This is a genomic window from Paucihalobacter ruber, assembly GCF_006494535.1.
Taxonomy (GTDB): Bacteria; Bacteroidota; Bacteroidia; order Flavobacteriales; family Flavobacteriaceae; genus Paucihalobacter; species Paucihalobacter ruber.
Window position 1 is genome coordinate 90792 of record NZ_VHIQ01000002.1, and the last position, 20796, is coordinate 111587.

Sequence of the window (20796 nt, forward strand, 5' to 3'; positions counted from 1 at the left end):
ATGTATTGGTTGGGCGTTACCCCCAAGCGCACTTGGGGGTCGGGCTTTACGTTACAATCTTTTTTAAGGCTTTAAGGCCTCAAAAAAGGATTTACACTGCAATCCCTAACGCAAAAGAAACAACAGAACTTAAAAATTAACTTTAGAAAACACATAGCCATGATTAAAAAATTGATATTTATCGCCATAGTGATGGTTACCGCAAGTTCTTGCGTATCCAAAAAAATCTACACAGAGTTGGAAGACAAATACGCCCAACTTAAAAAAGAAAGTCGTGCCCTGGCCGATGAAAACGCCACATTAGAGCAAGCCAAAAACCAACTTCAAAATCAGTTAGAAAAATTACAGCAAGATTACGATGCAGCTGTAGCGCAACGCGACAGACTGCAACAAGATTACAACGCCACATTGAGTAATCTAAACAATCTTAAAAACTCATACGACGCCTTAGAAAAAAACAGCGCCAGCGCCATTGCAGACAACGCTGCGAAAAATCGCGAATTACTGGCACAATTAGAAGCTAAAGAACAAGCATTAGCCGCAGAAAACGACCGACTCAACAAACTCAAATCAGAATTAGAAAGCAGATCGCAACGCGTGGCAGAACTTGAAAATTTAATAGCCAGCAAAGATGCGGCCATGACTAGGCTAAAAGACGCCATCTCAAAAGCACTTACTAATTTTGAAGGCAAAGGCTTAACCGTTGAACAACGCGATGGCAAGGTGTACGTTTCTATGGAAAACAAATTGTTGTTTGAATCGGGCAGTTGGGCAGTTGGCAGTGAAGGCCGAAAAGCGGTTCAGCAATTAGGGGCCGTTTTAGCCGAAAACCCCGAAATTGCCATTTTAATTGAAGGTCATACAGACGATGTGCCCTATAAAGGTAATGCAGTTTTAAGTGGCAACTGGGATTTATCAACCAAGCGCGCTACCGCCATTGTCAACATTTTAAGAGAAAACGCAGCCATCAATCCCGAAAATTTAACTGCTGCCGGTCGTGGCGAATATGCACCTATAGCCACCAATACCACACCCGAAGGTCGGGCCAAAAACCGAAGAATAGAAGTGATATTGACACCAAAATTGGATGAGATTTCTAAGTTGTTGAATGAGATTTAGGGAGAGCAAGCAACGAAGTATTTAAAAAAATAGGGCTTTTTTCTCTCACACAGATTTCACGGATTTCACAGAATTTGGTTCGGCATTACATCTGTACTATCTGTGAAATCTGTGAGAACAAAACCTTTGCGAACTTTGCGCCTTTGCGTGCAATAATAATGACAGATTAATTTATAAATGTTACCCAGCGGTTAAAAATTGAATCTAAATAAACTGATATGAGGATTATTTAACCATGAGATTCCTGCCTGCGCAGGAATTAGCACTGTTAAATGAAATATAAATATTGCAAAAAGTAGTCTTAACAATTAACGACATGTTAAATTTGACTTATCATTTAACTTTCAAACCCAACCATGCGTTATACCAAATTACCAAATACTAACATTGAAGTAAGTAAGATATGTCTCGGCACCATGACCTGGGGCAACCAAAACACCCAGGAAGAAGGCTTTGCTCAAATGGATTTGGCCCTAGATTATGGCGTTAATTTTTTTGACTGTGCCGAATTGTATCCGGTACCTGCCGAAGCCAAAACCTATGCAGAGACCGAACGCATTATAGGCAATTGGTTTGCAAAAACAGGCAACAGAGATAAGGTGGTTCTCGCTACAAAAATTGTTGGCCCGGGAGATTACACGGCGCACATTCGTACCTCAGGTTTTAGTAAAGAAGCCTTGCACGAAGCGGTTGACAATAGTCTTAAACGCCTTCAAACAGATTATATAGATTTGTATCAATTGCACTGGCCCGAGCGCAAAACCAACACCTTTGGTATTAGAGATTATCAATACGACACGACCGATCCTTGGCAGGAAAACTTTCTTGAAGTCTTACAAACCTTAGATGAGATTATCAAATCCGGCAAAGTGCGGCATATAGGATTGTCTAACGAAAAAGCCTGGGGCACCATGCGTTATTTAGAACTGGCCAAACAGCACCAGTTAGCTAAAATGATTACCATTCAAAATTCCTATTCTTTATTAAACCGCACTTTTGAAGGCGATTTAGCAGAAGTGTCACATCGTGAAAATATTGGGCTGTTAGCGTATTCTCCAATGGCATTTGGTGTGCTATCAGGCAAGTACATCAAAGGTACGGCCGCAGATAATGCTCGTTTAAAACTGTTCCCAAGATTTGCACGTTATAGTAGCACTCAATCTACCGAAGCGGCCAAAAGGTATTTAGAATTGGCAGAGGCTAACGGATTAACCCTAGCGCAAATGGCTTTGGCTTTTGTTAACCAACGACCATTCGTCACCGCCAATATTATTGGTGCTACCAATTTAGAACAGTTAGAAGAAAACATTAAGAGTATTGATGTAGAACTTTCTGAAGACTTACTTAAAAGTATCAATGCCGTTCATGCTGAGATACCTAATCCTGCGCCTTAAAAACTGGAAGCCACGTGAACTAAAAATTATTGCATATTTAAAGAAATATAGAAAAACACCCTCTGACACGCCGTTGGATTGCTGTTACCAAAAAATACGTATAAATACGTATTGCGCCGTTTTGTTTTTAATGCTAATTTGTAGCCTTTAAATCCATTAAATCTAAAATAATATGAAAACAACGCACAACGCACAACGCACAACGCACAGCATCTGGCATCTGGCTTCTGTCATCTATCTTTATTGACAACTTTCTAAAATTTAAATTTGGATTAATAATGCTTGTGGCTTTTTTAATACTGCCGTATGGTTGCGAAAGGGATGAAGAAATTGATATCTCAACCAAGGCAAAATTTAATGCGCCAAGTATTACCCAAGCCAAACAACATGTAGAGCAGCATACCACCTTAAATTTAAAAGACCCTAACAATTTCTTACAAAGCAGAGATTTGGAAGGTAGTCTTACTGTTGACTGGGAATTATCAGGCATAAAAGAATACAAAGACGAACCTGAGCAGCAGGTTGATATTCTCTATACACCTATCTACATCAACAACGATGCAGATGCCAAAATGTTTGTTGGATCTGTAGAATATAATGGTGAAATTAAATCCAATATATTTTGTTTAATTTATACAGATTTAGAAAACACCACCACCTTTTCAGGTTACATTTTACGTTTTGATTTAAACGGGGCACTTCTAGAAGCACGTAAATATCAAAATGGTAGTATTGTTAACCCACAAGACAACACCAGTGAAGGCATGAGCAGAACTAACTGTGACAACGAAACCATTTTTGATATGTTGATAATGCTCTTAGACGGTGGTGGGAGTTTAAGCAACTGGCATGGCTGTTTGGATACTGTAGTAGTTTATGGCTCTAACACCTCAATCGATGCCGGTGATTCTACTGGTGGTGGCAGCCCTTTAGATTCTGCAATAGTTACTTCAATTAACATCCCAGCGTTAGAGACAAACTCAAACAATCCAGCAGGTTTAAGTGTACCATATTGGTATACGCAAAGCGTAACCGCCAATGGATTCAATATCTCTCTGTGGTTAGAAATTCACCCACTTACACCTATAGCACAATGGCTGATGACAGAAGCCACTACAGACCAATTGCAACAAATAGCCAATTTTTTAAACGACCATAGATTTAAAATTAGAGACGAATACCCGGTTTTAGATGGCTTTGATGGTTTTGAGCCTGCAGACAGCCCAACTGCCAGTACTGGGTATGCGATTAGTGAGGAGGCTAAATTAGAAATTATTGTAATGATTAAGCTTATAAATGGAATGGATAAAGATTGCCAAGCAATGGAGCTATTTAAATCTGTTTACAGAATAAATTCAACGTTCACAAACAAAATTAAAAACCATTTCTTATCGTCCAATCAAAACAATTTAAATTTACAAGATTTAGCAAATGGAGAATCTGTAGACAACGAGCCAGGTATGACCGCTAATGTTGGAGGCAGAGTACTACCAGAACCTAGTTCAGATGGCACCATAATTATGCAATTTAATAATGACCACCTAGATACTGCAACTACACTTGGCATTGTTAATACTTTTTATCATGAATTAGTACATGCATACATACTTAGTTTATTTCACAGTGGTCAATTACTAATAGAATATCCTAATTATACAAATCTAAATACCGCGATAACAGACTTTTTTAATAACAGTACTAATCCGTCATATGCTAATTCTTATAATCAAGAAATGCATAATATTTTTACAGATTTCATAGATCAAATTGCTGAAAGCATAGTTTCCTATGCGGATTCAAACAACATTAATGGAGTAGATTTAGCGTTTGCTAAAAAATTAGTTTGGGGTGGTCTTAATGGTAACGATATATTTTTTGAAAACTTAACGCCACAACAGCAAAATGAGGCGCAAACATTATTAGCTCATGAAAACACCAATAACACCTCTAATGCAAAAGGCACAAAAACTTGTGATTAAAATAGTCTTTTTAGTTTCACTGTTTGTTCTAAGCAGTTCAGTTGCTCAGGTTAATAGTGATGCATATGTTTATGCTGGGCAAATCATGAATCTTACTTCTCAGCCCAATGATATGGAGTATGAGTTAAACCAGAGCGTTGTAGTAAACAAACATATTTTAAAAAAATATTATGAATTTAGAACCCAAGGCAAACCCTTTTTTAAATATTTCGCTGTAGATAATGCTTCTGATAGCATTCAATTTGATAGTATCCAATTAAAAAAAGACATGGTGCGTTGGAAAGACAAATACAAATATTTAGATAGTTTGTTTAGTGAGAATGATATTAAACTTGCGCTAAATGATAATGAACCTGAAAAGAAATGGGACACTTCTCATCTCATTTTTAATAAAAATAATTATCTTGTAAAGTGGTGTACCGGTTTTTACTGTAAAAATTCCATTTCAAAAGCTTATTATAATTATACCAAAACTCATGCCTATGTTTGGTCGAGCCATATTGATAATAATAGAAGATATGTTGATTTATATATCTTCCAAAAGAAGGAGGATGATTGGCTTCTTATAGAAAAAATAGAAGATGTTGGTTGGTAATGATAGCTATATACGTTTATTAAGGGATAAAAAAGTGTTTTATTAACATCATGATAAATCAACAATAAAATTTAGTGCAATTGAATCATAAAATAAAACCAGTTCTATTATTAATATATCTATGTGCATTTTCAAGTTTTGGGCAGTGGTGCGAAAACCTTGACCAAAGTGATAAGCAGATTATTAGTAATGTTATATATGAAAAACTACTAAAACACAAAGATTCCTTAGCTTTTAGAAAAAGTATTAGTTCTAGTTGCCTAACCAAATTTCATAACAATAAAGTGAAATTTTTCACGGCTAATGACCTATATTCAAATTTGATAGATGATTATCTCGATGTTGAATTTATTGCTTTTGAAAACTCAATAACGCGAGTTATAATTACAAATCATAAATTAAATACTATCTACAATTTTAACTTTAAAAAAGTTGAAAATCGCTGGCAACTTTTAAACGAAAGTGATTATCTAATTCAAGGAAGATTAAAATATGTTGATTTTTTATATGAACAAGTCAAAGAGAAAAAAAACTAATCGTTTATATCAATGCCTCATTCATTTTTCTGTAAGATAACTTAAAATATACGATATGAAACGTATTCTTTTATCAATAGTACTTATAGCATTTACTTTAACCAATATTTTCTGCTGCAAAGCCCAAGGCAACGTAATAGAGTTGACTTCTAATGAAGACTTAAATTATTATTTGTCGAATATCGCAGAAATAAATGCCAATAGTTATAGCTTATTCTCAGATGCCATATTTATCAATATTTTTACGGTTCATGACTCAAAAGCTACACCGAACAACTATTTTGAAGGTTATGATAGCGTGCTTCAAAGTGTACTGATAACTATAACTCCTGATGGAGATTACTATACAAAGAGCAAACTTTTCAAAATTGAAGGACTTGAAGCACCGAAGTTAATAGCCATTAAAGAACAGCAATACCCCAATTTTGAAATCACTTTAGAGAGCGGTCCTTTCAAAAAAAGAACAACTAAATCCTTTATTTTACAAGTTGATTTTTGAAACCCAAGAAATGACCCGACCACAATTAATTTAGGAGGAACTATAAATCAGACTTGGATATGGACAGAAATAGTAGATTAAAAGTGTTACCAATTGCTGTTTTAGGAATACTATTTATATTAAATAGCTGTTTACCAAAAAAAGAGCAAGCACCTTACCCATATAAAATAGAATTGAACCCGTTACGAAAAGAAATTGGGTTAAGAATTATTGATTCTACATTTTACAAAGGCCCTTACGGTTTTGAAAGTGTTAGTACGTTCGATAAGGTGAATGACCTCTATTGTGACTCGTATATGAAAACTAAAGATAGAGATAGAAAACCTAAAACACAGTCATTATATTGGGAAAAACATACAAAACTAAATAGAGATAAAGGGAAACCTCAATATGAGCAAGACATATATAGAAGTGGCTTTTATAAATATGGCTATATTGAAGAAACGGATATTTTTGAAACGTTAAAATTTAGATATGTTTTCGAAGATTACAACTATTATGATTTTAAGACCAAAGATAGTCTTACTGTATCTAAAGGTTGGGAGTATATTTATGAATATCCAATTGAAATAACAAATGTTACATCGAACAGATCTGAAAAAAACAAAAACGGTTATTGGAAAAGAAAAACAGAGCAATTAAACAAAAAACAAGCCGATAGTATTTTAAAAGCTTGGAAATTAAAAAAGTTAAATGATTAACTTAAAACATTGAGCGGATTTAAAGTTTATTGCGGTCATAAACAAAAAACCGATAAGTATTGATATTACCCTTAACAACCTAAATTATAAACAAATGAAAACGATATTCTTGACAGTTTTGTTTATATTGAGCAATATGGCTTTCGGTCAAACTCTTAAATTGGATGAAGATTATCCAAATGAAGATTTTAATTATATTTTAGGTAATATCTGGTGGGATAAAATCTTTACTAAAGAACTTAGCGGTTCTAGGGTTACGATTTTAGAACAATCTGATCCACTAAATACTCCTGAAGGTTTATTTGAAGGATACGGCGGTGTAATTTCTAACTTAATAATTTCAATTAGAAATACTGGTGAATTTGCGTATTCAAACCTTTATTTTATTAAAGGTTTAATAGCGCCTTCTATATTAGAGGTTGAAGAAGTATCAAATTATGAAAAGATTAAAATTGTAATTGAATTTCAAGATAAGCAATTCAAAAATCAGACTCAAACCTTTTTAATACCTTCACTTCATTAGAATAGAGTGACATGTTTTTATTGTTCCATTTAAATTTCTATGGTATGACTTGTATTAATTTTGAAGATTTATTAGGAAAACATATATCCTTTACTGAAAAAATCACGGGATTTGATTTTGAAGAAACGGATGTTAAATTCCATAATTCTGAAAACAGGCACTATAGTATTAAATCTAAGCTAGATGACAGTCTTTTTGAAGTTAGAAATTTATACGGCATACCTTAGAAATTTCTTTTCATTCAAACAGACAAAAATGACAAAGTACAGTCTATTACGATTTATGCTCATAAACTAATAAATCGTAAAATTTATGAGGACTTTAATCAAATCTATGGTAAACCTATAAGTATATTGGTAGTCGAAAAAAGAACTGTTTTAAGTGAAAATAGTGGAGAAGATGAAATGTATGGTTTTAAACAATATCTGAGAAAAAGTGAATTAGAACTGAGAGAAGGAACTTTTGAAGAAAACCCGTTATACATCATTTGGAATAAAGAGCAATACATGATTAAGGCTCTATTAAGACATAATCAAAACATTAGCGAAATTACATTTAGTCTGATTGAATATTAATTGTATCAATAGAAATTACATTACTGCTTGATTATGAAAAACTTTTTATATATCCTTCTCCTTTATTCATTAGGAATAAACGCGCAAACAACTGGAGACACACTTTACTTAAAGTTAGACAAGAATATGAAAATAGAAGAATCTTTAGATGTTTTAGGTTATAATCAGATTAAATTAAGCTTCGCTATTAAGAGTAATAATAAAGCCCCAAATTCAAGATTAACAACCTATAATTTTCTAATCGATAACCTGAATAGTGATTTTGAAAATGAAAAATTTGATCATATAAATGATTTCGTTTCAAAACCGGAATATGAAAAAATGAAATTAAAAAGTCTAGAAGATTTAACAGTATTATCAGACTGTGAGATATTTTTTCTTTTGGCGGACACACAAAATATATTTGTGGTAACACAAAATAATGATGATTTAGTAAAATACAGGCTGATCTATTTAAGTACTCAAAGAGGTTGGGAAACCGTTAAAACTCATTAATATTTGCGATTAAACAAAAAATCTCAAGTATTAAACTTTTAGATTAATAGAAAGATAAGACTAAAGCAAGTCAACAAAAAACCCCTTTCCATAATTTGAAAAGGGGTTTTTACTGGATATTATTTAATTTCCTTACCATTTTTATCAAAAAAATGATATTCAAGATAGGTGTAAGCATCTCTGGGTATAATTTTTACCCACTTTTTATATTCCATAAACCACTTAGTACGAATGGATGGAAATCCCTTTGTTAAAAATGCGGCTATAAACGGATGCGCATTAAGCGTTATCTTTTTATAGTCTTTTTTGAAAATCCGTTCTAAATCCATACCAATTTTTTGAATAATTTTTATTGGTGCTTCAATTTCTTCGCCGTTTAAAACAGCATCCGGATTTTCTTCTTGGGTTTTAATATTGCGCTCAGGCCGCACGCGTTGTCTGGTAATTTGAACCAAACCAAACTTACTTGGAGGCAATATTTTGTGTTTTGCTTTGTCATCTTGCATTTCGTCACGCAAGTGATTATACAATTTTTTTCGGTTTTCGGCCCGATTCATGTCAATAAAATCTATCACTATAATACCACCCATATCGCGCAGCCTCAACTGTCGTGCTATTTCTGTGGCAGAGATTAAATTAACTTCTAATGCCGTATCTTCCTGGTTTTTTTCTTTGTTAGACCTGTTTCCGCTGTTAACGTCTATAACGTGCAAGGCTTCGGTATGCTCAATAATTAAATAAGCACCTCTAGCCATTGAAACGGTGCGACCAAAAGAGGTTTTTATTTGTCGCTCAATTCCATATTTTTCAAAAATGGGAATGCCGTTTTTAAAATATTTTACAATATTTTCTTTGTGTGGCGCTATTTCGTGCAGATAGTCTTTAATTGAAACACACAGCACGTCATCATCTACAACAATGCTGGTAAAGTTGTCATTAAAAATATCTCTTAAAATAGAAGAAGCTTTGTTCATTTCGCTCATCACCTTGGTTGGGTGGTGTGCCTTATAAAGCTTTTTACACATATTGTTCCATTTTTCTAAGGAATTTTGAAGATCCTTATCCAAATCGGCTACTTTTTTACCATCGGCAACGGTTCTAACAATCACACCAAAACCTTTAGGTGTAATGCTTTTTACCAATCGTTTTAGGCGTTCTTTTTCTTCGGCAGATTCAATTTTTTGAGAAATTGATATTCTATTGGAAAAAGGCACTAAAACTGTGTATCTACCGGCTATTGAAAGCTCTGAGCTTATTCTTGGCCCTTTGGTAGAGATTGGTTCTTTTACTACTTGTACTAAAATAGATTGATTAGATTTTAACACATCGGCAATTTTGCCGTTTTTGTCAATATCTTTTTCAAAGGGAAAGTTTTTTAGAGAGTAATCTCTCATTTTACCTGTGCTTACGTTCTTAACAAACTTCAGTAAAGAAGCGCATTGCGGACCCATATCGTGATAATGCAAAAATGCATCTTTTTCGTAGCCAACGTTGACGAAGGCTGCGTTTAATCCGGGAACCGTTTTGCGGACTTTGGCAATAAAAATATCGCCTACCGCAAACTTGTTGCTTTCTTCTTCTTTGTGAAGTTCAATTAATTTTCCATCTTTTAGTAAGGCAAAATCAACAATATCGGAAGATGATCTAATAATCAGTTCTTTTTCCATGATGTTAATTTATATCTGTTTTAATCAATAAAACAGATGGCGTTACTGTTAATTAATTGACACAGGATTTCTATTTAGTAATTATAAGAAATCCAACAAATCATAATTATTAATACTCAGATTAATAACAGATTCTATATCAAAGAACGTTTGAAAAAAAAGAAAAAGTAGTCCGAAAACTACTTTCTCATTTTTATTTCTTTTTCTTGTGACGATTTGCACGTGCACGTTTTTTACGCTTATGCGTCGCTACCTTGTGTCTTTTTCTTTTTTTACCACTTGGCATAATTAAATTTTTAGTGTTTTAATAATACGTTTTAATTATTTGACGCTAACCTTCTTTTTCACACCTTCTACAAACACTTTAGCAGGTTTAAATGCCGGGATGTTGTGTGCAGGAATTTTGATAGTGGTGTTTTTAGAGATATTTCTTCCGGTTTTCTCAGCTCTTTTCTTGATGATAAAACTTCCAAAACCTCTTAAATACACGTTGTTACCGCTTTCAAGTGAGTTTTTAACTTCTTCCATTAATGATTCTACAGTGGCCTGTACGTCGCCTTTTTCCAATCCTAACTTGTCGGAAATCTTAGCTACTAAATCAGCTTTTGTCATTGTTTTTGTTTTTTAGGGTTAATTATTAATTATAAGGACTGCAAATATAGGTAAATTAATTTCAAACTTTCAAGCGTAATTAATTAAAATTTAACCTTGTAAAGCATTATTTTTGCAACCTACTCTAATAAAGCATGAATTTCACTGGTATTATAACAGATTGGTATACAAAAAATAAGCGCGATTTACCTTGGAGAAAAACCAATAAGCCATACAATATTTGGTTGTCTGAAATTATTTTGCAACAAACTCAGATTAAGCAAGGGTTACCATATTATGAAGTTTTTGTTAAGAAATTTCCAACTGTAAAACACCTTGCTTTGGCCAAAGAAGAGGAAGTTTTAAAACTTTGGCAAGGTTTGGGATACTATTCACGAGCCAGAAATATGCATAAAACTGCAAAATTTGTCTGGAATGACTTAAACGGTATATTTCCTTTAGATTACAAATCACTTCTAACTCTAAAAGGTGTTGGCGAGTACACAGCAAGCGCCATTGCCTCTATTTGTTTTAATGAGCCCAAAGCAGTTGTTGACGGCAATGTTTACAGAGTATTATCCAGGTTTTTTGGAATTGATACGCCCATCAACTCAACCGAAGGCCTTAAAACCTTTAAATTATTGGCCCAATCTTTAATCAATAACGATCACCCGGGAATTTACAACCAAGCCCTTATGGAATTTGGTGCCTTGCAGTGTAAACCTCAAAACCCAGATTGTTCAGTTTGCCCGTTAAATAGCGCCTGTGCGGCACTTAAAAATAATCAGGTAAAAGAACTGCCGGTAAAACTTAAAAAAACAAAAATTCAAATAAGGCATTTTAATTATTTGGTGTTTATTTCAAGTAATCGTCAAAGTGTATTTGAAAAGCGCACCGGAAATGGCATTTGGCAAAATCTGTATCAGTTTCCGTTGATTGAATCGCTTCATGTGTTAAATGAAAAAGACATTACCAAGCATGAGGTCTTTGCAACACATGTTCAAAATAATGCATTTGAAATCTCCTTATATAACGAGAAACCAATTATTCATAAATTAACGCATAGACATCTGCACACGCACTTTTGGATCATAGAAACTAACCAACTAAGCAAAAACGCGGTATCGTTAGAGGATATCCTGAAATATCCAACGCCACAGCTCATTAGTAATTTTCTAGACAGCTTCAATCTAAAATAACTTTTAAAACTCAGCTTTTTTTGTTATTTTTAAACTGAATTACAGTTTGATGAAAAGGATTGAAACCATTATTTAGCAACACCCATATTATTAGTCTGAATGAATAGTCCTGAAAAAAATTGATGTAGTTTTGTATTCTAAAATTGAAATGTTATGTCTGGGACTTTAAATAAAGTAATGTTAATTGGCCATTTGGGCGACGATGTTAAAATGCACTATTTTGAAGGTGGCGGCTGTATAGGCAGATTTCCTATTGCTACCAATGAAACTTACGTGAACAAAAGTACCAACGAACGTATTTCAAATACAGAATGGCATAATATAGTTGTGAGAAACAAAGCCGCCGAAATTTGTGAAAAATACCTCAAAAAAGGCGATAAAGTTTATATTGAAGGTAGAATTAAAACCAGAAAATGGACCGATGATAAAGGAATGGAACGCTACAGTACCGAAATTCAGTGCACCGATTTTACTTTTTTGAGTGATAAAAATCAAGGCGATTCCGGTAATACTTCCAACAATGCATCAGAACCCAATGAGGTTTACCATGCCGAGCCAATCAATAATCCGCCAAACATCAATTCCGAAAGCGACGACGATTTACCCTTTTAAATTTATATAATTTCATTTTACATTGGACACAGAACCTCCAAGTTTACAGCTGATATCACAATACTTGTTAATGGTAGATACACCGTTCATTGTGGGTACGGTGTTAATGGTGATATTACTGTTTTTTTCAGGTCTCATTTCCGGATCTGAAGTAGCCTTATTTTCTTTAACAAAAGCCAACATAGAACAAGGTCTTGAAAAATATCCCGGCGCATTTAAAATCATCGAAAAATTACTGGACAGGCCTAAAAAGCTACTGGCAACCATTCTGGTGGCCAACAACTTTATCAACATTGCCATTGTGCTGTTATTTGCGGGTCTAGGCGAAACTTTGTTCGTAAATATTGAATCTTACGTCGTAAAATTTATTCTTGAAGTTGTTTTAGCAACATTTCTCATTTTATTGTTCGGGGAAATAATCCCAAAAATTTACGCCAGTAGAAAAAAGGAACTGTTTGCGCGTAAAATGGCAGTGCCGCTTAATTTTTTAGACACCTTAATTACGCCCATTAGTATGCCTATGAGGTATGTTACCATTATACTTCAAAATAAATTGGGAAGACAAAAATCTAATATTGGGGTAGAAAAGTTATCTCAGGCCTTGGAATTAACCAGCGAAAACAACACAAAACTTGAAGACCAAAGAATTTTAGAAGGCATTGTAACTTTTGGTAACACCGAAACCAGGCAGGTGATGAGGCCTCGAGTAGATATTTTTGCGATTGAAATTGAAAGCTCATTTGAAGAGGTTATTAAAGACATTGTGGAGCACGGTTATTCTAGAATTCCTGTTTATGAAGACACTTTAGACAATATTAAAGGCATACTTTACACCAAAGATTTGTTGCCACATATCAACAAAACTACTTTTAATTGGCAAGACATCATCAGGCCTGCTTTTTTTGTTCCTGAAAATAAAAAATTAGACGATTTAATGATTGAATTCAAATCTAAAAAAGTACATTTAGCAGTAGTGGTAGATGAATATGGCGGTACGTCGGGTTTATTGTCGCTAGAGGATATCATTGAAGAAATAGTTGGCGATATAAGTGATGAATATGACGATGATGATTTAGTTTTCACTAAAATAGACGACTACAATTATATTTTTGAAGGCAAAACAAATCTTAAAGACTTTTATAAAATAATTTCGTTAGAAGACGATACCATTTTTGAAACCTACAAAGGAGAAGCCGAAACCATAGCGGGCTTCATACTTGAAATTTCCAAAGCCTTTCCCAGAATTGGCAGTAACATAAAATTTAAAAATTACATTTTTACGGTTGAAGCCTTAGATAAAAAACGCATTAAGCAAGTTAAACTTCAAATAACACCACCCGTTTAAGAAGTAGTTTATAATCTATCAATAGTTATAATTTTGAAAAATCTATTAATTACCATTAGTGCCGTAGCCATATTAGGTTGTGCCGAAGAATACAAACCAAAACCCAATGCCATGCTAAGGTTAGAGTACCCTAAGCCCGTTTACAAACCTTCAAGCCTTGATTTACCTTTTAATTTTGAAAAAAATTTAGCGTCTAAAGACATCGAGACCATAGTTGTTGAAAGTGATGGTAAGAGTATTGGTCTCAATATAGAATATCCACAACTTAAAGGAACGATCTATCTAACCTACAAAGCTGTTAACAATAATTTATTTGACCTAATTAAAGACGCTCAAAACCTTACTCAGAAACACACAGTAAAAGCAGACGAAATAGCCGAGGTTGTTTTTGAAAACCCAAATAACAATGTTTATGGAATGTTTTATGAAATTGGCGGAAACGCCGCATCTCAATCACAATTTTATGTAACAGACAGCACCAAACACTTTTTAAGCGGCTCGCTATACTTTTACGCTAAACCCAATTACGATTCTATTTTCCCTGCTTCTGAATACTTAAAAAAAGATATCAAACGCATTATGGAAACCTTGGAATGGAAAGATTAACTTATTCCTGTTAAAATAAAAAAGGCTGCTAAAATTTAGCAGCCTTTTAGTTTTATATATAATTGATTTTAGAAAGTATATCTTAAACCAACTTGTGCTTGCCATCTTGAAGAGTTCAAACCTGAATCATCAATTAAGTTAGCGTTTTCTTCAACACCCGGGTTAAATGAGAAGGTTGGAGTTGTTCCATCTGGAGCAAATCCTCTAAAGTCTAATAAACTTACTTGGTTAAATCCTGCAAAGGTTCTTACTCCCCAATCTTTATTAATTAAGTTAGTAAAGTTGAAGATATCAAAAGTAAATTCAAATCTGTGAATTTTTTCTCCGCCGAAGTTAACACCAAATTCCTGAGCAAACTTAAGGTCAACAATATGAGACCAATTAGATCTGTCGGCATTTCTTTCTGCAAACTGACCTCTTCTGTTTCTTAAATAATCATTGTTTTCAATCACTTCATTAAGAGCAACCCATTGCTGAGATGCCGTTAAACCACCTCTGTCAACAAGAACAATTTCAGATTGATTTGCTGGTATGTAAGCCAATGCAGAGTTTGAACCTGTATCACTTAACAAACCTGAACCTTGTACGACATAACTAAATGGCGCACCTTCAGCTCCCTCGTAAAATAAGCCTAATCTGGTTTTGATCTTATCTGTCCACTTAAATTCAATTGTTGAGTTGGTAATAATTCGGTGACCGGGATCAAAATCAGAAACAGATAAATCTGGTCTGTTAGAACCATTAACTGTTTCTAGGTTTCTCCATTGAGAACTATTTTGTGAACTAGTTGCATCAAGTAATACTGTAGATTCACCATACGAATAAGTGGCTGCCGTTCTAATATCAACTTTATCCGTGATAAGGGCATGAGATAATGTACCACTTACGTTGAAAGAGCTACCTAAACTAGTATTTGAAGCTAAGTAAACGGCGTCGTAAGTATTATCAATACGTCTAAAACCGTAGTTAGGTCTAGATCCGGCACCTGTAGTTTCAAATTGTGGTCCTTCAAGGTTAATATTTTCGTAAGTAATGGCATTAATATTATCATTCCAAATAAAATCAGCAGAGAACGTTAAATTACCGGGTAATTTTTGATCGATAGCTATATTAGTTTTGAATACTTGTGGTAGGCTAAAGTCTTTAGCAAACAAGTTGATTTCGCCACCCACAGCACCACTACCGGCAGCTGGATTCTGGAATTGACCAAAAGGATCAGGATTAAAGAACGGCGCATTGTTGCCTGTTAACTGAACAAAACCATTGGTTAAACCATTATTGTTGTAAACACCACCCGGCCATACCAACGGCATTCTAGAAGTAAAGATACCTAAACCACCTCTAATTTGGGTTTTGCTATCACCTTTAACATCCCAGTTAAAACCTAATCTCGGAGATATGTTCACATTTGGATCGATACCGGGTCCTGTTGAAGCACCTTGTAAATCTTTACCGGCAGCTTCAAACAATGGAATACTTCTGTTGTTAAAGTCTTCGTTAACAAGACCATCTTCCCAGTAAGGAATATCAAATCTCAATCCAAAGGTTACACGGAAATTATCTGTAACGTTAACTTCGTCCTGAACGTAGAAACCAACTTGAGCGAAATCAAATTCGGCAGCACCTTGCGATTCATCTCCAAAACCACCTATTAATGAGTAACCATGACGGTATCTGTTAGGTCTGTTACCGTTTAAAAAGTCGGCTAGATTAGAAAAACGATAATCACCAAAGTTTTGTCTAAAGAAAACGTTTAAAGAACTCGACAATTCTACGTTACCACCAACAGTAATGGTGTGTCTACCGGAATAAATATTAAAGTTGTTAGTTAAAGTAATGATATCTTGCTCTAAAAGGTTAGCAGTCGAAAAAGGTTCAGATCCAAAGAAAATGCTCCCAGCACCATCTTGGATTTCAACTCTTGGGAAATTTTGACCTATCGGGTCTCTGTTATCTCTTACTGCTGTGTAACCAAAAACGAAGTTGTTAGAAAATTTGTTACCAATTTTAGAGTTTAACTCTATAGAAGTAGAATTGGTAATAGATTCAAAATTGATACCTCCGTTAAAGAAGTTGATAGTACCGGTATTAGATGACGGTGCATTTAATTGTAAGGCCTTTACATACGAATGCTTAGCCGAAAGCACATTGTTTTCGTCAATATTCCAGTCAAGTTTAGCAATTAATTTATCACTCACCAAAGAACCGGTGTTGCTGGCAAAACTTCCGGCATTGTATCCGAAGTTATTTGATAAAAAGTTAGTTAACTGTGTTATATCAGATGCTCCAGAATCTCCACGGTAGGTAGAAATATCAAAAGGCTGTGGCGTTTCTTCATCTTGTCTTTCGTAGTTTACAAAGAAGAACAATTTATCTTTAATAATTGGTCCGCCAAGTCTCACACCATAAATTTGAGATGTAAAATCGTCTAATTTTTGACGACCATCATCACCGGCTAAATCTACAGGTGTTTTGCCTGCAAAATCTTGATTTCTATAAAACGTATATGCAGAACCTTCCCAGGTGTTAGTACCTGATTTGGTAATAGCGTTGATACTTGCTCCAGAAAAACCAGACTGTCTAACGTCAAAAGGTGCTACGTTAATTCTAAAAGATTCGATAGCGTCTAACGAAATAGGACTTACTCCTGTTTGACCACCGTTAGTACCACTGGCAGCAAGACCAAAAACGTCGTTATTAACAGCACCATCAATATAGATAGCGTTGTAACGGTTGTTTTGACCTGCAACAGAAATTACATCATCACCAGAGATTTTAGCCTGAGGCGTTAATCTCGCGAAGTCAGCAATGTTACGAGAGATGGTAGGTAAACCTTGTACTTGTCTTCTCGAAACGTTTGTTTCTGCACCGGTTCTACCGGCTCCAAAAATACCATCTGTAACAGCGGTTAAAACCACCTCATCAAGTACATTGGCATCTTCAGAAAGTGCCACATTAATTTTTTTCGAGTCCCCTAATTGAAGGTAAAGATTTTGATCTACAAAATCTTGATATCCCACATAAGAAATGGTTACCTTGTAAGGTCCACCAACTCTCATATTCGAGATACGGTAAAATCCGTCAAAATCGGTCGCAGCACCATAAGTAGTACCGGAAGGTGTGTGCACGGCCACTACATTAGCACCAGGTAACGGCTCGCCTTGGGCATCGGTTACTTTACCACCTAAATTGGCAGTTGTAACACCCTGAGCAAAACCGGCAGCCGTAAATAACATTACAGCCACAACAGTTAAAACTTGAGTAATTTTTCTCATTGTTATTAATTAATTTTGGTTTTAAATTATGGCGCAAATTTACACTTTGTAAATCCTAAAACATTAAGCTAATGTTAAGAAATTACAAATTTGAGCTCAATCTGGACCCGTTCTAAATAAAATAAAGTTTAAAGATTGTTATCTTTTTGATTTATAAATACTTATAAGTTGGTTTGTTGAGCTATCGTGATTGGCCGCACCATCGTTATAGAATTCTTTTAAGATATTATTAGCCAGCTCTTTACCCAGTTCAACGCCAAATTGATCGTAACTAAAAATATTCCATATAATACCTTGAACAAATATTTTGTGTTCGTAGTGAGCAATTAACTTACCTAAACTTTCAGGGGTTAATTGGTTTATGAAGAATGTGGTGGTTGGTTTATTACCTTCAAAAACTTTAAATGGCGCAAGTTTTTCAATTTCATTTTTAGACACCCCTTTTTGCTCTAATTCTTTTCTAATTTCAGCTTCGGTTTTACCATTCATTAAAGCTTCGGTTTGGGCGAAAAAGTTAGACATTAATTTATCCTGATGATCTTTATTACCGTGAAGCGGTTTGGCAAAACCAATAAAATCGGCCGGAATTAATTTGGTTCCTTGATGGATTAATTGAAAAAATGCATGCTGTGCATTGGTACCGGGTTCACCCCAAATAATTGTTCCGGTTTGGTAGTTTACTTTATTACCGTTTCTATCGACGCCTTTACCATTACTCTCCATGATACCTTGTTGCAAATAGGTAGCAAACTGATTGAGATATTGCGTATAAGGAATAACCGCTTCGGTTTGTACATTGAAGAAGTTGTTATACCAAATGGTCAATAAAGCAGCTAATACCGGTATATTTTCATCGAAAGAGGTATGTTTAAAATGCTTATCCATTTTGTGAGCACCTTTCAGTAAATCGTCAAAATGTTCAAAGCCCACAGCCAACGCTATGGTTAAACCAACAGCACTCCACAGAGAAAAACGACCGCCAACCCAATCCCACATTGGGAAAATATTATCGGGGTGAATTCCAAAATCCTGAACATTTTCAATATTGGTTGAAACAGCAATAAAATGCTTGGCAACTGCATCTTTAGGTGCCGATTGTAAAAACCAATCTCTAATAGAGTTGGCATTAGATAAAGTTTCTTGAGTGGTGAATGTTTTTGAAACAATTACAAATAAAGTGGTTTCAGGATTTAAGTTTTTAATAACTTCTTTAAAATGATCGCCGTCGACATTGCTCACAAAATGTGTGTTCAGATGATTTTTATAGAAAGTCAAAGATTCTACCACCATGGCCGGACCCAAATCTGAACCACCAATGCCAATATTAACAACATTGGTGAAAGTTTTACCGGTATAGCCAGTTCGTTTTCCCGAAATGACCTCATCGCAAAAGGTTTTTATTTTTTCTTTTACTTGGTAAACTTCGGGGATAACGTTTTTACCGTCAACTAAAACTTTAGCCGTTTCTGGCATGCGCAAGGCTGTGTGCGATACGGCTCTGTTTTCGGTTTGGTTGATGCGCTCACCTTCAAAATAATGCTGCATGGCTTCTTTCAGCTTTACCTCTTCAGCTAATTGCAATAAAAGCTGTTTGGTAGTGGCATCAATTCTGTTTTTTGAAAAATCTACATAAAAATCTTCCCACTTAATGGTGAAATCTTCTGCTCTATTTGGGTTTTCCTTAAATAAATCTTTTAAATGCTGCTGTTGAATGTGATTAAAATGTTGCTGAAGCGCAGTCCACGCCTTGGTTTGGGTTGGGTTAATTGAAGGTAAAGCCATTAATTTAACTGATAAAATTTTTGTTTTCGTCTAAAGATTTAACTTCGGTTTTGTAGATTGGAATATTATCTAATTCCACTTTTAGAGGTTGAATGAATTTTAGATAATCCTCTTTTAAATTGTCAGGAATTTTTTCGGCCTCCGGTAATTTCTCCTTAAAAGGGTCTACCTGTTTACCGTTTTTCCAAAATCTGTAACATACATGCGGACCACTGGTATTACCTGTCATCCCTACATAACCAATCACATCGCCTTGTTTTACATACTGTCCTTTTCTTACAGCCTGCCTGCTCATATGTAAATATTGAGTGCTATAAGTGTCGCTGTGTTTTATTTTTACATATTTTCCATTGCCGCCTCTTTGGGTAGATTCAATCACCACACCATTAGCAGTAGCAACAATTGGTGTGTTGATTGGTGCGGCAAAGTCTGTTCCTAAATGCGGACGAACTTTATTGCCATAAAGTGCAATTCTTCTGTTTAAGTTATAACGTGATGATATGCGTCTAAATTGAACAGGGGCCGTTAAAAAGGTTTTTCGTAAACTATTGGCTTGTTCATCAAAATAATCAGCAATATTTTTGGCGCTGTCAATCGTATAATTGAAGGCGTAAAACTCTTTGTCTCGGTGTTTAAAATAGGCTGCTTCAATTTTATCAATACCCACGCTTACTGTATCATCAATAAAACGTTCTTGATAAATCACCTTAAATTCATCGCCGGCCGGCAGTTTAAAAAAGTTAATGGTCCAGGCATACACATCGCTCATTTCAAATACCAAATTGGCAGTGTTTTGAACATTTTGAGCGTACAATGCGCCAAGAATGCTACTGTATTCATCAGAGATAGCACCGGTTGCAATGCTTCTTTTGTAAGTAATTGGTTTGATTTCTCTATAAGCATGTATAGAATCTTCAAACCTAATTACTACATATTCTGTAAGATTGGGTTGATAAATAAAACACACCGGTTTTTGAATTGAGTCGTTTGAGCAAAGCAAGGTGTATGGTCTCCCGGCTTGCAATTTTCTGATATCGAAGGTGTCTTTAGACTTTTCAACAATGTTGTAAATATCGGGATAACCAATATTGTTTCTTTGTAGAATTAACCCGAAGCTTTCACCATTTTTTACAGTATCATTTTTTACGATGTATTTATTGAAATCAAACCCAAACCGCATATTAGGTTCGGGCTCAGCAATGGCTTCGAGTTGATCGTGTTCTTTTTCGGGATTTTTGTTGCCGCATGAAAGGCTTAAAGTAATTAGAATTAGTGCTATTAATCTCAATTGTTGTTGCATTAA

Annotated in this window: 20 protein-coding genes; 15 read left to right on the forward strand and 5 right to left on the reverse strand. The window is 34.8% G+C overall.

Features of this window, described 5'->3' with window-relative positions:
* Positions 1–159 precede the first annotated feature (159 nt).
* The 11 genes from FJ651_RS03920 to FJ651_RS03970 all read left to right on the forward strand — a co-directional run bounded on the left by FJ651_RS03920 (position 160) and on the right by FJ651_RS03970 (position 8416).
* The gene (locus FJ651_RS03920) at positions 160–1119 is read left to right on the forward strand and encodes an OmpA family protein (RefSeq protein WP_140989110.1); all 960 of its coding nucleotides are present in this window, start codon (positions 160–162) and stop codon (positions 1117–1119) included.
* Between the two features lie 356 nt (positions 1120–1475).
* Complete coding sequence (locus FJ651_RS03925) at positions 1476–2513, forward strand: aldo/keto reductase (protein WP_140989111.1); 1038 nt, start codon at positions 1476–1478, stop codon at positions 2511–2513.
* A 278-nt stretch (positions 2514–2791) separates the two neighbouring features.
* Complete coding sequence (locus FJ651_RS03930; protein ID WP_140989112.1) at positions 2792–4492, forward strand: hypothetical protein; 1701 nt, start codon at positions 2792–2794, stop codon at positions 4490–4492.
* Complete coding sequence (locus FJ651_RS03935) at positions 4440–5087, forward strand: hypothetical protein (protein ID WP_140989113.1); 648 nt, start codon at positions 4440–4442, stop codon at positions 5085–5087. The genes FJ651_RS03930 and FJ651_RS03935 overlap by 53 nt, the downstream gene beginning before the upstream one ends.
* Positions 5088–5167: 80 nt before the next feature.
* Complete coding sequence (locus FJ651_RS03940) at positions 5168–5623, forward strand: hypothetical protein (protein WP_140989114.1); 456 nt, start codon at positions 5168–5170, stop codon at positions 5621–5623.
* Positions 5624–5678: 55 nt separating this feature from the next.
* Positions 5679–6122: a hypothetical protein gene (locus FJ651_RS03945; protein ID WP_140989115.1), complete on the forward strand. Its 444-nt coding sequence runs from the start codon at positions 5679–5681 to the stop codon at positions 6120–6122.
* A gap of 59 nt (positions 6123–6181) precedes the next feature.
* A complete protein-coding gene (locus tag FJ651_RS03950) occupies positions 6182–6823 on the forward strand; it encodes a hypothetical protein (RefSeq protein ID WP_140989116.1) in 642 nt (213 codons plus the stop codon).
* Positions 6824–6917: 94 nt separating this feature from the next.
* Positions 6918–7346, forward strand: a complete 429-nt coding sequence (locus tag FJ651_RS03955; protein ID WP_140989117.1) for a hypothetical protein — start codon at positions 6918–6920, stop codon at positions 7344–7346.
* A gap of 44 nt (positions 7347–7390) precedes the next feature.
* Positions 7391–7573, forward strand: coding sequence for a hypothetical protein (locus FJ651_RS03960; RefSeq protein WP_140989118.1), 183 nt, complete (start codon positions 7391–7393; stop codon positions 7571–7573).
* A gap of 126 nt (positions 7574–7699) precedes the next feature.
* Positions 7700–7921: a hypothetical protein gene (locus tag FJ651_RS03965; RefSeq protein WP_140989119.1), complete on the forward strand. Its 222-nt coding sequence runs from the start codon at positions 7700–7702 to the stop codon at positions 7919–7921.
* Between the two features lie 126 nt (positions 7922–8047).
* Positions 8048–8416 (forward strand): hypothetical protein, encoded by a 369-nt coding sequence (locus FJ651_RS03970; protein WP_216746076.1) that lies wholly within the window; start codon positions 8048–8050, stop codon positions 8414–8416.
* 119 nt (positions 8417–8535) lie between these two features.
* Here FJ651_RS03970 and FJ651_RS03975 read toward each other — a convergent pair whose 3' ends face one another.
* Both FJ651_RS03975 and FJ651_RS03980 read right to left on the reverse strand, forming a co-directional pair.
* Positions 8536–10083, reverse strand: a complete 1548-nt coding sequence (locus FJ651_RS03975; RefSeq protein WP_140989121.1) for an Rne/Rng family ribonuclease — start codon at positions 10081–10083, stop codon at positions 8536–8538.
* Positions 10084–10404: 321 nt separating this feature from the next.
* A complete protein-coding gene (locus tag FJ651_RS03980; RefSeq protein WP_140989122.1) occupies positions 10405–10695 on the reverse strand; it encodes an HU family DNA-binding protein in 291 nt (96 codons plus the stop codon).
* A 134-nt stretch (positions 10696–10829) separates the two neighbouring features.
* Between FJ651_RS03980 and mutY the strand changes: the two genes are divergently transcribed.
* The 4 genes from mutY (at position 10830) to gldD (ending at position 14436) form a co-directional block, all read left to right on the forward strand.
* Positions 10830–11873: an A/G-specific adenine glycosylase gene (mutY, locus tag FJ651_RS03985; RefSeq protein WP_140989123.1), complete on the forward strand. Its 1044-nt coding sequence runs from the start codon at positions 10830–10832 to the stop codon at positions 11871–11873.
* Between the two features lie 153 nt (positions 11874–12026).
* A complete protein-coding gene (locus FJ651_RS03990) occupies positions 12027–12485 on the forward strand; it encodes a single-stranded DNA-binding protein (protein WP_140989124.1) in 459 nt (152 codons plus the stop codon).
* 22 nt (positions 12486–12507) lie between these two features.
* Positions 12508–13830, forward strand: coding sequence for a gliding motility-associated protein GldE (gldE, locus tag FJ651_RS03995; RefSeq protein ID WP_246085301.1), 1323 nt, complete (start codon positions 12508–12510; stop codon positions 13828–13830).
* A 33-nt stretch (positions 13831–13863) separates the two neighbouring features.
* On the forward strand, positions 13864–14436 hold the full coding sequence (gldD, locus tag FJ651_RS04000; RefSeq protein WP_394348078.1) for a gliding motility lipoprotein GldD: 573 nt from the start codon (positions 13864–13866) through the stop codon (positions 14434–14436).
* Positions 14437–14504: 68 nt separating this feature from the next.
* Here the strand turns inward: gldD and FJ651_RS04005 are convergent, their stop codons facing one another.
* The 3 genes from FJ651_RS04005 to FJ651_RS04015 all read right to left on the reverse strand — a co-directional run bounded on the left by FJ651_RS04005 (position 14505) and on the right by FJ651_RS04015 (position 20793).
* Entirely contained in the window at positions 14505–17711 is a 3207-nt protein-coding gene (locus FJ651_RS04005; RefSeq protein WP_140989126.1) for a TonB-dependent receptor, read from the reverse strand.
* 138 nt (positions 17712–17849) lie between these two features.
* Positions 17850–19493, reverse strand: a complete 1644-nt coding sequence (gene pgi, locus FJ651_RS04010) for a glucose-6-phosphate isomerase (RefSeq protein ID WP_140989127.1) — start codon at positions 19491–19493, stop codon at positions 17850–17852.
* 4 nt (positions 19494–19497) lie between these two features.
* Positions 19498–20793 carry a M23 family metallopeptidase gene (locus tag FJ651_RS04015; RefSeq protein WP_140989128.1) on the reverse strand — a complete coding sequence of 432 codons (1296 nt, stop codon included), beginning with the start codon at positions 20791–20793 and terminating at the stop codon, positions 19498–19500.
* Positions 20794–20796: the final 3 nt, after the last annotated feature.